General features: G+C 55.4%; 12 protein-coding genes and 2 pseudogenes. 6 read left to right on the forward strand and 8 right to left on the reverse strand.

From position 1 onward, the window contains the following. Positions 1-62: 62 nt before the first annotated feature. Genes sapF through sapC form a run of 3 tightly spaced genes read right to left on the reverse strand, consistent with a single transcriptional unit; the run spans position 63 to position 2,751 of the window. Entirely contained in the window at positions 63-866 is an 804-nt protein-coding gene (sapF, locus tag C1N84_RS09055; RefSeq protein WP_058758607.1) for a putrescine export ABC transporter ATP-binding protein SapF, read from the reverse strand. Then, positions 866-1,861 carry a putrescine export ABC transporter ATP-binding protein SapD gene (gene sapD, locus C1N84_RS09060; protein ID WP_021505966.1) on the reverse strand — a complete coding sequence of 332 codons (996 nt, stop codon included), beginning with the start codon at positions 1,859-1,861 and terminating at the stop codon, positions 866-868. Before sapD ends, sapF begins: the two co-directional genes overlap by 1 nt. Continuing rightward, the gene (gene sapC / locus C1N84_RS09065) at positions 1,861-2,751 is read right to left on the reverse strand and encodes a putrescine export ABC transporter permease SapC (RefSeq protein ID WP_021505967.1); all 891 of its coding nucleotides are present in this window, start codon (positions 2,749-2,751) and stop codon (positions 1,861-1,863) included. The genes sapD and sapC overlap by 1 nt, the downstream gene beginning before the upstream one ends. A gap of 78 nt (positions 2,752-2,829) precedes the next feature. On the opposite strand from sapC, the pseudogene C1N84_RS09070 reads away from it, so the two are divergent. After that, a pseudogene (locus C1N84_RS09070) lies at positions 2,830-2,987 on the forward strand (Arm DNA-binding domain-containing protein); the annotation flags it as partial. A gap of 255 nt (positions 2,988-3,242) precedes the next feature. Here C1N84_RS09070 and C1N84_RS09075 read toward each other — a convergent pair. The 5 genes and pseudogenes from C1N84_RS09075 to sapA all read right to left on the reverse strand — a co-directional run bounded on the left by C1N84_RS09075 (position 3,243) and on the right by sapA (position 8,479). Beyond that, positions 3,243-3,632 (reverse strand): hypothetical protein, encoded by a 390-nt coding sequence (locus C1N84_RS09075; protein WP_136546944.1) that lies wholly within the window; start codon positions 3,630-3,632, stop codon positions 3,243-3,245. A gap of 457 nt (positions 3,633-4,089) precedes the next feature. Next, positions 4,090-4,479: a hypothetical protein gene (locus tag C1N84_RS09080; RefSeq protein ID WP_394541832.1), complete on the reverse strand. Its 390-nt coding sequence runs from the start codon at positions 4,477-4,479 to the stop codon at positions 4,090-4,092. Continuing rightward, a pseudogene (locus tag C1N84_RS09085) lies at positions 4,469-5,479 on the reverse strand (hypothetical protein). Before C1N84_RS09085 ends, C1N84_RS09080 begins: the two are co-directional and overlap by 11 nt. Positions 5,480-5,888: 409 nt before the next feature. Continuing rightward, complete coding sequence (gene sapB / locus C1N84_RS09090) at positions 5,889-6,854, reverse strand: putrescine export ABC transporter permease SapB (RefSeq protein WP_021505968.1); 966 nt, start codon at positions 6,852-6,854, stop codon at positions 5,889-5,891. A 2-nt stretch (positions 6,855-6,856) separates the two neighbouring features. After that, positions 6,857-8,479 carry an ABC transporter substrate-binding protein SapA gene (gene sapA / locus C1N84_RS09095; RefSeq protein WP_058758605.1) on the reverse strand — a complete coding sequence of 541 codons (1,623 nt, stop codon included), beginning with the start codon at positions 8,477-8,479 and terminating at the stop codon, positions 6,857-6,859. Positions 8,480-8,878: 399 nt separating this feature from the next. Between sapA and C1N84_RS09100 the strand changes: the two genes are divergently transcribed. The 5 genes from C1N84_RS09100 (at position 8,879) to pqqC (ending at position 12,866) form a co-directional block, all read left to right on the forward strand. After that, positions 8,879-9,808: an ABC transporter substrate-binding protein gene (locus C1N84_RS09100; protein ID WP_264443458.1), complete on the forward strand. Its 930-nt coding sequence runs from the start codon at positions 8,879-8,881 to the stop codon at positions 9,806-9,808. Positions 9,809-9,891: 83 nt separating this feature from the next. After that, positions 9,892-10,911 (forward strand): dipeptidase, encoded by a 1,020-nt coding sequence (locus C1N84_RS09105; RefSeq protein ID WP_223815637.1) that lies wholly within the window; start codon positions 9,892-9,894, stop codon positions 10,909-10,911. A 149-nt stretch (positions 10,912-11,060) separates the two neighbouring features. Further along, on the forward strand, positions 11,061-11,132 hold the full coding sequence (gene pqqA / locus C1N84_RS09110) for a pyrroloquinoline quinone precursor peptide PqqA (protein WP_010617686.1): 72 nt from the start codon (positions 11,061-11,063) through the stop codon (positions 11,130-11,132). Between the two features lie 55 nt (positions 11,133-11,187). Next, on the forward strand, positions 11,188-12,114 hold the full coding sequence (gene pqqB, locus C1N84_RS09115) for a pyrroloquinoline quinone biosynthesis protein PqqB (RefSeq protein ID WP_238560865.1): 927 nt from the start codon (positions 11,188-11,190) through the stop codon (positions 12,112-12,114). Continuing rightward, positions 12,111-12,866, forward strand: coding sequence for a pyrroloquinoline-quinone synthase PqqC (pqqC, locus tag C1N84_RS09120; RefSeq protein WP_058774642.1), 756 nt, complete (start codon positions 12,111-12,113; stop codon positions 12,864-12,866). Before pqqB ends, pqqC begins: the two co-directional genes overlap by 4 nt. Positions 12,867-12,868: the final 2 nt, after the last annotated feature.

A 12,868-nucleotide genomic window follows, 5' to 3' on the forward strand; every position in this document is an offset into this window, starting at 1 on the left:
TTCTAGCACGTCTGTATCAAATGGGGTAAATCGCACCGCGTTTTCCGCTACGGCCGTAGCACTCAACGCTCGCGCCGCCACGCCTCGGCGGTTAACGCTTCGCCAAAATGGCTGGCAATCAGCCGTTTGGTTAAGTCGTGCAGCGGCGAGGCCAGCACGTCAGCGGTGCCGCCGCGCTCCACCACTTCACCCTGATGCATCACCAGCACCTGGTCGCTGATGTGCTTCATCATGCCAAGATGCTGAGTGACATAAATATAGGCGATGCCGTGTTTCTCCTGCAGCTCGAGCATCAGGTTCACCAGCTGCGAACGCATGGTCATGTCCAGCGAGGCGAGGGCTTCATCGGCAACAATCACCTTCGGCTGCAGAATCAGCGCGCGCGCCAGCGCCAGACGCTGCTTCTGGCCGGGGGCCAGCATGTGCGGATAGTAGCCGGCGTGGTCGCGCAGCAGCCCGACCTGACGCAGCGTGGCAATGATGCGCTTTTCGCGTGCTTCATCATCAAGATCGGTATTCAGCCGCAGCGGAAAATCAAGGATCTGGCTGACGCGCTGGCGCGGATTGAGCGACGTCGACGGATCCTGAAAAATCATGCGAATCCGCTGGCTGCGGTAGCCGTAATCGCCATAAGAGAGCGGGTGATCGTCGATCAGCATCTCGCCTTCACTTGGCGCCACCATGCCGCTCAGCATCTTCGCCAGCGTGGATTTGCCCGAACCGTTCTCGCCGATAATGGCCAGCGTCTGCTTTTCGCGCAGGGTAAAACTGACGTTTTTCACCGCTTCAACATGCTGGCGCCGGAACAGCCCGGTGCGGTAGCGGTAGGTTTTGCTCAGGTTGCGCACTTCCAGCAGGGTTTCCATTATTGGCTCTCCATATTCAGCGGGAAGTGACAGGCATAAAGATGCGCTTTAGTGCCGCTCAGGCGCGGCGTTTCGATGCATTTACGCTGCGCGTAAGGGCAGCGCGGACCAAGACGGCAGCCAATCGGCAGATGTTCCAGCGACGGTATCGCGCCGGACAGCGTATTCAGGCGGCTTTTATGCGGCAGCGCGCGGCCAAAGTCGGGCATGGCGCGGATCAGCGCCTGCGTATACGGATGGTGCGGCGTTTCCATCAGATCGTCACTCTGCGCGGTTTCCACCGTTTGTCCGCAGTACATCACGTTGATGCGGTCCGCCCACTGACTCATGGTGCGCAGGTCATGGCTGATCAGCAAAATCGTGGTGTTGTTATTCTGATTGAGGCGGCTCAGCAGACGGAAAATCTGCGCCTGGGTGGTGGGCTCCATGGCATTGGTCGGCTCATCGGCAATCAGCAGGCGCGGCTGATTAGCCAGTGCGATGGCGATCATCACCTTCTGACATTCGCCCTCGGTCAGCTCATACGGGAAGCTGCGCATAATGTCTTTGTGATCTTTAATGCCAACGCGGTGCAGCAGCTCAATGGCGCGCTCTTTGCGCCAGAACCACAGGCGCTGATACCAGCGGCCTTTAAAGGTCCAGCGTGGAATGGCCTGCATCAGCTGGCGGCCGACACTTTCAGAAGGATCGAGACAGGATTGCGGCTCCTGAAAAATCATCGACACGTTATGGCCAACGATGCGCCGCCGTTCGCGCGGCGACAGGCGCAACAGATCGATATCATCGAACACCATGCGATCGGCGGTGACACGCCAGTTATCTTTGGTCACGCCGCAGATGGCTTTCGCCACCAGACTTTTCCCCGAGCCGGATTCGCCCACCAGGCCACGCACTTCGCCCTCGTTTAGCGTCAGATTGATGCGATCGACCGCTTTCACCGGACCTTCAGCGGTCATGAATTCAATGGTCAGATTTCGGATGTCCAGTAACGGCATTATTCCACTCCCGCAGCGACGGCGCGACGGATGCCATCGCCCAGCAGGTTAACAATCAATACGCTTACCATCAGCGCGGCACCCGGCAGCATTACCGTCCACGGCGCCACGTAAATCAGTTCCAGCGCGTCACCCAGCATCGCACCCCATTCGGGCGAGGGCAGCTGCGCGCCGAGGTCAAGAAAGCCGAGCGCGGCGATGTCGAGGATCGCCATTGACAGCGAGCGGGTAAATTCACTGACCAGCAGCGGCAGAACGTTTGGCAGCACCGCATTCCACAGAATATTCAGGTTGCGCGCACCATCCAGCCGCAGCGCCACCACATACTCTTTTTCCATCTCGTCATGCACTGCCGTGTAGATTTCGCGCACCAGACGCGGGATCAGCGCCAGCAGTACCGCCAGCATCGCATGCTCCAGCCGCGGGCCAAGAAAGGCCACCACGATAATCGCCAGCAGCAGAGAGGGAATCGACAGCAGCGTATCCAGCACGTGATTCATCACCGCCGAGCGCAAACCGTGGGTAATTCCCGCCAGCACGCCCAGCAGCAGCGCGCAGATTGCTGCCAGCACCGTTACCAGCAACGCAGAGCCAACCGTCGGCGCCACGCCGCTCAGTAAACGGCTTAGCACATCGCGCCCGAGATCGTCAGTGCCGAGAAAGAAGGAGACATCGCCGTAGCGCGACCACGACGGCGGCAACAGCTGATAGCCGAGAAACTGCTGGTCGATACCGTAGGGGGACAGCAGCCCGCCGAACAGGCAGAGAAACAGCAGGATGCCGAAGCCGTACAGGCCAATCATGGCGCTGGTATCGCGATAAAAGCGCTGCCAGCTGAGGCGAAACGCACTCGGCAGCCGCTTCTCGGCGTAGATGTTATCTGAGGGCATACGTATCCGTTTTACTATGGTTTAATTCGCGCAATTTTTATTCAAAAAATTCATATCAGGCGGTTATCTCGATTTCGTTTTTTTCGGTATCGGTGGAGGGCAAGCCCATCCAGCTAACTATAGGGGATTATCCGTCGATACCCCTGTCGCAGGCAAGGGAAGGGCGTCAGCAATATAGACTGTTAATCACCGAGGGGCTAGATCCTCGCCAGCAGGTAGCTCCAGACCGCATAAAAAATTGAAAGCGACATTGGCTGTCCATCAACAGTGGCTGGTTTTAGAAGTGTGCTTCCGGAAAGCGCTCCCGGTATTAGTTGCTAAGAAAATGATGCTCTTATAATTGATTCCTTTATGAGCCGGCGGAAGCAAATGTGCCCGTGTAAATTTTCAGATTGCAAAGAGTTCAAGGAATGCTGCGAGGCGATGCTGGATGTCAGGCTGAAGATGGATAGCTGGGACTGAGAAAAGGTCCTGAGGTGGGCCTTTAATTATTATGGTAACAGGAGACCGATAAAAGCGAAAACGATGAAACATGTCGTAGCTGCAAACCACAGTGCAGAAAAAAGCTTCATCCAGCGGGATATTTTGATGTTTTTATCATCAAAGAAGGCGTATGCCGGGTCATTAATGTCCATAAGAAATATTTTCTTCCTCTGGCTCAGTTTTATAAAAAACCGTATAACCGGAAATGCACCAAAAAAAACCACCATGTAATAGAAAGAACAAGGGGAGGGGAATTTATATTTCATGCTGTAAGAAGAGATTAATTTATAATAGCCTTTTCTTTTTGCCACATAGACAAGAAATGAAAAAAATATCAGCCCACTACCCAATAAGCCAAAAAATAATGATGTGCTCGCTAATAATTTATCAGTTATCATAGTAGCTCTGTTACTTTATTGACGATCGCTTCTGCACCAGTGCTGCCAAGGTAACCACCTGCTACAGATCCTACAACAGCACATGCCACCCCACATACACCCACGGTAGCAATACCTACAGCAGCACAAACACCGGCCATTGCAGCACCGCCATATGCCCCTCCAACTACCCCTCCGGCAGTGCCAACTATAAATTTTGAGTAGTACCTTACAGCAATTTTCCCACATTCCCCTTACTGGGGCATCCACCACATCTTTCGTGGTTCCAGCAAAAGAAAGGCCAGCACAACTGCCATGTGATCCTGGATACGCACATCTGTAACACCAACGAAATCGTGTCAACCGGCAAGATGGATGTAAAGGGCATCGGCGCGCTCACCGACATGCCGGATGAAGTGATGTCAGTCTGGAGGTGGACTGATTCTATACTTTGGCTCTTATAGGGACCATTGAAGTATCATGGCAAAAGCAGGCCAAAAATAGCAAATAACACATAACATGCGGTAGCAGTGAACCAAAGAAAAGAATAAAGCCTCATCCACTTACGTATTTTCATTTTTTCGTCATCAAAAAAAGAATAAGCGGGATCGTTTAAGTTAATGTAGTTCATTTTTTTCTTTTTGCTTAATTTTATAAAAAATCTAATGACGGGAAATGCGCCAAAAAAACCAGTCACATAATAGAATGTGCAAGGGGCAGGTAATTTATACCTTTCTTGATAAGAGGATACTAAATTAGTGTAATCCTGTCTTTTAAAGATGTAAACGACAAGTGACACGATCAGAAGGACGCAGCCTAAAGCCCCAAAAAACAGTGATGAGCCAGCCAATATTTTATTAGTTATCATAATGGTCTATTACTTTGTTGAGTATTGTCTCTGCCCCTGTGCTTCCTACATAACCACCGGCGAATGAACCAACAACTGCGCATGCAACCCCTCCAGCACCCGCTGTTACAATTCCTATAGCAGCACAACCAGCTAATGCGGCAGAACTGCCCCATACGCCACCCAGCATGCCCCCACCTGTTGTAAACGCAAATTTTGAATAGTCTTTAACCGCAATTTACCCACATTCACTTTCCCGGCCTTTACTGCAAGAATCCACCACATCATTCGTGGTCCCAGCAAAAGAAAATCCAATGCCAATAAAACCTCCCATTTTCATGAATCTGGCGGCTTTAGCTGCATTGCCTACATAATAAGAATATCCTGGTATAGCGCCTAGACCCACCGTCGACCACTCGTGAACTATCGAACGGCTGGACAAGTTCAGCGCACGTTTCATACTCTCGTATTGCTGGAATTTTATGGAGTATCGGGCCAGATTTTTGAGTAAGGGCTTATTTACTAATTCCTTTAACTGATTCAGCAACTGATTTCGCTCGACAAAAAACTGCTGCCCAATCAGCGTTCCCTGAGTGCGAAACTGATTCTGATAACTTGCCTCAATTTTCTTTAACGTCTGCTCAATGGCATTGAAATATTTTTCACCGGCATCTCCGGCGGTTCCGAAAATTTTATCTCCGGCACAGGTTAGCGCAGCAATCATGCCGTAGTGCTTTTGCATAAAACCGGCTTCTTCGACATTAACGCCGATTAATGCGTTATTAGTGCGTGATTTTGCCTGTTTTAATGTTGTGAGTGCCTGCATGGTTAGAGGGGCGGGTGTATCCGGGTCAGCTACAATCAGTATCTGTCCCGGCCTTAACCAGGGCGTCTCGGCATTTAGTTGCATAAACATGTTTACGGCCGGGCTGCGAATGTCTCTGAAGATCTCCCTTGCCTGATAATCCAGAGATCCGGCGCGTTCTACTACACAATATCCGGGGGCGATGTTACGAGCCATGATTCCATTCTCCAACTATTGGTGTAACAAGCTTAAGTAAGACGCGTCCGATAAAGCTTTCAATAATATAAATAATTCTACTGCGTTACGAAAAAGAGTTGTAACCTGCTATATGTGGTCACCACGCACTGAAACATAACATTCGAAATCTCGCAAATCCGCTTCATCCATAATCTGAAGCCTATGATTTGAAAGTTCTACTCCAGCCTGCGGCCTTTAACTTTCCACCAAATATTATACTCTGCACAGCTTATTTTGCAGAGCTGGTTTTTTACCAGGGTGTTAGTCACTCATCGCCGCAGCTGCCAAAGCATAATAATGTATCCATCTCAGAGTGCTTCAATTATGATTTTGCTGAGTCACTTCATGCATTATATTGATATATAATGTTTTTATCTAAAATAAAACTCTATCTGAGGGCATACCACTCCTTGTGTTTCAGCGGATTGAGCGCCGCACCGATAATATCCGACAGTACGCTGACCAGAATCACCAGCCCGCCAACCACCATCACGCCTGCGGAGATCGCCGCATAATCCTGCTGACGGATGGCGTTAATCAGCCAGCGCCCCAGTCCGGGCCAGTTGAACACCACTTCGGTGATCATCGCCAGCGTCAGCATGGTGGAGAATTGCAGGCCAAGACGCGGGATCACCGGCGGCAGTGCGTTGTGCAACACGTGACGGCGAATCACGGTGAAGCGCGACAAGCCGCGCGTTGCCGCTGCCTTGACGTAATTTTTATCCATCACGTCGCTGGTGCTGTTGCGCAGCAGGCGAATCACTTCGGTGGTCGGTGCCACAGCCAGCACAATCACCGGCAGAATCAGGTGCGTCAGCGCGCTGACCAGCATCTCATGCCGCCACGGTGAAGGGCTAAGCCAGGCGTCAATCAGGGCAAAACCAGTAATGTTCTGCACCGGATAGAGCAGGTCGAAACGGCCGGAAACCGGCAGCCAGCCCAGCGTCAGCGAAAACAGCAGGGTAAACAGCAGCGCCAGCCAGAACACCGGCATCGAGAAGCCGAGCAGCGCCAGCGCGCTGATGGCTTTATCCTGCCATTTATTGCGCATTACGCCGGCGCAGATGCCGAGCGGAATACCAACCAGCAGCGCCAGCATAAAAGCCAGCACGCACAGTTCCAGCGTGGCGGGAAACACCTCGCGCAGCTGTATATCAATTGCCTGACCGTTGGTACTGGAGACGCCAAAATCAAACTGCAGCAGCCCTTTAAACCAGAACCACCAGGCATCGAACAGCGAGGCGCCTTCCAGCGGCGCGTTGGGCGTGAAATAGCTCAGGCTGAAACTCACCAGCGAGAGTAAGAACAGGGTGATGATCAGCAACAGCAGGCGACGCAACAGATAGATGATCATGCTTACTCCTCGCCGTGCTCATCGCGGTAAACCCCGGCGAACGAGGCATTACCGAAGGGACTCAGCACCAGGCCTTTAATATCGTGCCGGTAAGCCTGCAGACGCAGCGACGACGCCAGCGGCAGGACCGGCAGCGCCTGCGCCAGCATCTGCTGGGCGCGATCGTAGCTATCGATACGCGCCGACAACTGCTGCGACAGCAGCGCGCGCTGCAGCGCTTCATCAAACGCCGGCGAACACCAGTGCGCGTAATTGGTCTGCGAACGAATCGCCGCGCAACTGAGCAACGGGCGGAAGAAACTGTCCGGATCGTTACTGTCGGTGGCCCAGCCGGTCAGGGTTAAATCGTGGTTCATGGCCATCAGCTGTGCTTCCTGAAAACGTCCCTCGACCGGCGCGATGGTGACGCGCACGCCCACCTGCGCCAGATCCGCCTGCAACAGCTCGGCGGTTTTTAGCGGGCTGGGGTTCCACGACATTGAGGTGGTCGGCACCACCAGGCGCAGATGCAAATCTTCAATGCCCAGTGCTTTTAATGCTTCACGCGCTTTTGCCGGATTGTATTCCGTCACGCGCGCATCATTATCGTAAGCCCACGAGGCGCGTGGCAGAATCGAGGCTGCGGTTTCCGCCGTGCCGTAATAAATCGACTCCATCAGACGTTCGTTGTTGATCGCCAGCGCCAGCGCGTGGCGCACTTCCGGACGGTCGAGCGGCGGTTTGCGGGTGTTAAACGCCAGATAGGCGATGTTCATGCCAGGACGCAGCGTCATGCGCAGGCGCGGATCGTCGCGCAGAATCGACAGCTGGCTGGCGGCCGGGTAGGCCAGTACGTCACACTCGCCGGTCAGCAATTTCGACAGGCGACCAGTGCCGCCCACGCCGAGGTCGATCACCACCTGTTGCAGACGCGGCACGCCTTTCCAGTAGTGCGGATTGCGCGCCAGACGCAGATATTGCCCGGTGCGGTACTCACTCAGCTGGAACGGGCCGGTGCCCACCGGCTGGCGATCCAGCTGTTCCTGCTGGCCTGCCGCGCTCAGCTGGCTGGCGTACTCCTGCGACAACACCGGCGCGTAGTGGGTGGCGATATGCCACAGGAACGAAGCGTCCGGGCTGTTGAGGCGGATCTCTACCGTGTCGTTATCCAGCTTCTTCACGCTCTGCACCGAGTCGGCAAACTGCAGGCTGTCGAAGTAGGGATAGCTGCCGCCGTTGACGTTATGCCACGGATGCTGGCGATCGAACATGCGGGCAAAGCTAAAGACCACGTCGTCGGCGTTCATTTTGCGCGTCGGCGTAAACCAGTTGGTGTGCTGGAACGAAACATCTTTGCGTAAGTGGAAGCGGTAAGTCGCGCCGTTATCGCGCACTTCCCAGCTCTGCGCCAGATCGGGGATCAGGCGATAGGTATAAGGGTCGACGTCGAGCAGGCGGTCATACAACTGTGCCGCCAGCGTATCGACCACCAGCCCGCTGCTGACCATCTGCGGGTTGAAGGTGTTAACCGTGCCGTTCACGCAATAGACAAAGCCGCTGTGACGGATAGAGTCCGCGGGCGCGGCGAGCGCAGAGGCACTCAGGACGCTGAGACCAAGCAGCAGCGCGGGGAATAATTTTGGCATAGAACTCAACGATTCTCGGGCAATAGCGAGAGTGTATCGCAAAGCACGCGCACTCCCCAAATTCGCCGCGCATCTGCGCTTTTTTTACCCAGCGGGCGACGGGGGTAAGCACAACCTTAGTGTGGAAATGAGAAAAATTCTCAATTAGAGCTTTACAGATGATAATAGGAATGATTATTATTCTTCTGCGCTTCGACGGTGGCTCTACCGAAGAAGAGCACGACATTGCTCACATTGCTTCCAGTATTACGTTGCCCGCACCTCGTGTTGCGGGCTTTTTTTTGCGCCCTCATCAGCCGCGCATCGTTATGTTCCTTCCGGCAATCCTCATGCGAAATCGGCATCGGTCATTTGTTACGCGCAGGGTAGTCTGGGCTTTTCATCAGCAGAGAAATGATAATGAAAAGAGTGACTTTAACGATGCTGTTACTGGCCAGCGGCAGCGTCGCGGCGCACGGCGTTACCCTGCGCATTGCCGATCAAAAGGGCAACATGCGCGCCGAGCTGGAAGCAGCGCAGCAGCTCAACGATCTCTCCTACCGTATCGAATGGGCGGAATTTCCGGCCGCCTCTCCGCTGGCCGAAGCCCTGAATGCCGGGGCGGTTGATGCCGGTATTATTGGTGATGCGCCGCTGCTGTTCTCGCTGGCCGCAGGTTCGCAGGTCAAAGCGGTGGCCGTCAGCAAATCCACCCCGGCCGGGCTGGCGGTACTGGTTGCGCCGGACTCACCCATCAAAACGCCGCGGGATCTGCGCGGTAAACGCATCGCCACCGGGCGCGGGTCGATCGGTCATTTTATCGCGCTGAAAGCGCTGGAAAGTGCCGGGCTGAGCGATAAAGCAGTCAGCTGGCGCTTTCTCACGCCTGCCGATGCGCGCATTGCGCTGGCGAGTGGCTCCGTCGATGCGTGGGCAACCTGGGATCCTTACACCGCGCTGGCAGAAGTAACGCATACCGGCCGCGTGCTAATCAACGGCGTGGGGCTCTCCAGCGGCAACAGCTTCCTCGCCGCCACCGATGCGGCACTGAGTGACGCCAGTAAACGTGCGGCGCTGCAGGATTATATTAACCGGCTGGCGGCCGCTGACCGCTGGGCCAATCGCCACGTTGAGGCGTATTCCGCCAGGCTGGCGAAAATCATCGGTTTTCCTCAGGAGGCTGCCGCCAAATCTTTTGCCCGACGTCAGTCACACTGGCAGAGCATTGACGACCACACCGTACAACAGCAGCAGGAAACCGCCGACTTTTATCAAAAGTACGGCCTGATTACTCAGCCACTCGATGTCAAGCCGACCTTTTATCGCGGTCTGCAGGTGGCACAACAGTAACCCTTTGTGCGCCGGTATTTGGCGAACCTGCGCGACACGCGTAGCATAACGCCATGAATTCCCGGGCGGATAACCCAATGTTAATCAAAACCTTTGATGGTCATAATGACCTGTTGCTCAACCTGTGGTTGCATCATCGCGACGATCCGGCCGCTGCCTTCTTTACCGGTATCGAAAAAGGACACCTCGATTTTCCGCGCATGCAGCAGGGCGGCTTTGCCGGCGGATTGTTTGCGCTGTTTGTGCCGCCGCAGCGCTACGTCAGCGAAGTGGCGCCGCACCTGGCCGGTGAAGCCTGGCAGCCGCTGGAGATCCTGTGGCAGCAGCTGGAGATTCTGAAAACGCTGGTTGCCCGTTCTGACGGCCGGGCGCGCCTGTGCCTCAGCACCGCCGATATCGCCGCCTGCCGGCGCGACGGCGTGCTGGCGATGGTGGCGCACATTGAGGGCGCGGACGGTTTTGACGGCGACGGCGCCGACCTTGCCGCCTTCTGGCAGGCGGGCGTGCGCAGCATCGGTCCGTTCTGGAATCTGGAAAATCGCTTTGGCGCTGGCGTCACCGGCGCATTTCCCGGTTCGCCGGATAGCGGTCCGGGGCTGACCGCCGACGGCGAGCGGCTGATCGCGCTGGCGAATCAGCAGCGCATGATGATCGATGTGTCGCACATGAATGAAAAAGCGTTCTGGGACACGGCCCGGCTCTCATCCGCGCCGCTGGTCGCCAGCCACTCGAATGCGCACACGCTGTGCGCACAGCCGCGCAACCTCACCGACGACCAGCTGCGGGCGATACGCGATAGCGGTGGCGTGGTCGGCATTAATTTCGGCAACGCCTTTCTGCGCGCCGACGGTAAGCGCGACGATGATGGCGGCTTGATCGAAATTGTTAAACACTGTGAGCATCTGATGACTATTATGGGAAGCGATCACGTCGCGCTGGGGTCGGATTTTGACGGCATCAGCGTGCCCGCAGAGCTTAAAGATGTCACCGGTTTGCCGCGGCTGTATGCGCTGATGCGCAGTCTCAACTATGATCAGGCATTGCTGGAACAACTTGCCTGGGGCAACTGGCAGCGGGTATTGCACCAAATCTGGCAGGCGTAAGTGTATTTCCTTACGCAAACAGGGTTGATCTGCTCGCTACATTGGCGCAACATCGCCCCGCGTTATCCATTGCTGGCGGAAGCCTTGTTTCTGCCGCAATGTTTTTAGCAGAGCCTGCTCTGCGTTTTAAGACTATGAGGAAGAATATTATGTGGAAAAAACCTGAGTTTGTTGACCTGCGTCTGGGCCTGGAAGTAACGCTGTACATCTCCAACCGCTAAGACGTCCTGCCCGCCGTTCGTGCGGGCATTTTCTTTTCCTGCTTCGGTCCTTCACATGTTTATTAAAGTCCTCGGTTCGGCGGCTGGCGGTGGCTTTCCGCAGTGGAACTGTAACTGCGCCAACTGCAGCGGGCTGCGTAACGGCACGCTCCAGGCGCAGGCGCGCACCCAATCCTCAATCATTGTCAGCGATAACGGTACCGACTGGGTGTTGTGCAACGCTTCGCCGGACATCAGCCAGCAAATCGCCCGGACACCGGAACTGGTGAAACACGGCGTGCTGCGCGGAACGGCGATTGGCAGCATTATTTTGACCGACAGCCAGATCGATCACACCACCGGTCTGCTGAGCCTGCGTGAGGGCTGCCCGCATCAGGTATGGTGCACGCCGGAAGTGCATGCCGACCTCACCAGCGGCTTCCCGATTTTTACCATGCTGCAGCACTGGAACGGCGGCCTGCAGCATCGTGCGCTTACGCCGCTTGAGCCGTTTCGCGTTGACGTCTGCGCCAGTCTGCAATTCACCGCCATTCCGATTCTCAGCAATGCGCCACCGTATTCGCCGTATCGCGATCGTCCGCTGCCGGGACATAACGTGGCGCTGTTTATCGAAAACACCGCCAGCGGGCAGACGCTGCTGTATGCGCCAGGCCTCGGCGAACCGGATGCGGTGATTGTGCCGTGGCTGCAAAAAGCCGACTGCCTGCTGATCGACGGCACCGTGTGGCAGGATGATGAGCTGCTGACCACCGGCGTCGGCAAAAATACCGGCAAAGCCATGGGCCATCTGGCGCTGGCGGAAGAGCAGGGGCTGATGGCGCTGCTGGCCGCTCTGCCGGCCAGACGCAAAATTCTGATTCACATTAACAACACCAATCCGATTCTCAACGAGCATTCGCCGCAGCGCCAGTTCCTGACGCAGCAGGGCATTGAAGTGAGCTGGGACGGCATGGCGATCCATTTGCAGGAGTCCGCATCGTGATCATTACCGAGGCGTTGTCACCCGAAGCCTTTGAACAGGCGCTGCGTGCCAAAGGCGCGTATTACCATATTCATCATCCTTACCATATCGCGATGCACAACGGTACCGCGACGCGCGAGCAGATTCAGGGCTGGGTGGCGAACCGTTTTTACTATCAGACCAATATTCCGCTGAAAGATGCGGCGATCATGGCCAACTGTCCGGATCCGGCAACGCGCCGTAAATGGGTACAGCGTATCCTCGATCACGACGGTCGTAACGGTGAGGAAGGCGGCATTGAAGCCTGGCTGCAGCTGGGAGAAGCGGTTGGTCTCGATCGCAAAGTCTTGCTGTCAGAGAAGCTGGTGTTGCCGGGCGTACGGTTTGCCGTTGATGCCTATGTCAACTTTGCGCGTCGCGCCAACTGGCAGGAAGCGGCGTGCAGTTCACTCACCGAGCTGTTTGCCCCGCAGATTCATCAGTCGCGCCTCGACAGCTGGCCACAGCACTATCCGTGGATCAAAGAGGAAGGCTATTTCTACTTCCGCAGCCGCCTGAGCCAGGCGAACCGCGATGTGGAACATGGCCTGGCGCTGGCACTGGAAGTCTTTACCAGCGCTGAGCAGCAGAACCGTATGCTGGAGATCCTGCAGTTTAAACTCGACATTCTCTGGACCATGCTGGATGCCATGACCATGGCATACGCGCTGCAGCGTCCGCCGTACCACACGGTGACCGATCAGGTCGCCTGGCACAGTACAAGACTGGTGTAATC

It is taken from the genome of Pantoea sp. SGAir0418, from assembly GCF_043529865.1.

Excerpts from the sequence above, each read along its gene's own strand:
- sapF (WP_058758607.1), bottom strand. The coding sequence starts at position 866 with ATGGAAACCCTGCTGGAAGTGCGCAACCTGAGCAAAACCTACCGCTAC.
- sapD (WP_021505966.1), bottom strand. The coding sequence starts at position 1,861 with ATGCCGTTACTGGACATCCGAAATCTGACCATTGAATTCATGACCGCT.
- sapC (WP_021505967.1), bottom strand. The coding sequence starts at position 2,751 with ATGCCCTCAGATAACATCTACGCCGAGAAGCGGCTGCCGAGTGCGTTT.
- C1N84_RS09075 (WP_136546944.1), bottom strand. The coding sequence starts at position 3,632 with ATGATAACTGATAAATTATTAGCGAGCACATCATTATTTTTTGGCTTA.
- C1N84_RS09080 (WP_394541832.1), bottom strand. The coding sequence starts at position 4,479 with ATGATAACTAATAAAATATTGGCTGGCTCATCACTGTTTTTTGGGGCT.
- sapB (WP_021505968.1), bottom strand. The coding sequence starts at position 6,854 with ATGATCATCTATCTGTTGCGTCGCCTGCTGTTGCTGATCATCACCCTG.
- sapA (WP_058758605.1), bottom strand. The coding sequence starts at position 8,479 with ATGCCAAAATTATTCCCCGCGCTGCTGCTTGGTCTCAGCGTCCTGAGT.
- C1N84_RS09100 (WP_264443458.1), top strand. The coding sequence starts at position 8,879 with ATGAAAAGAGTGACTTTAACGATGCTGTTACTGGCCAGCGGCAGCGTC.
- pqqB (WP_238560865.1), top strand. The coding sequence starts at position 11,188 with ATGTTTATTAAAGTCCTCGGTTCGGCGGCTGGCGGTGGCTTTCCGCAG.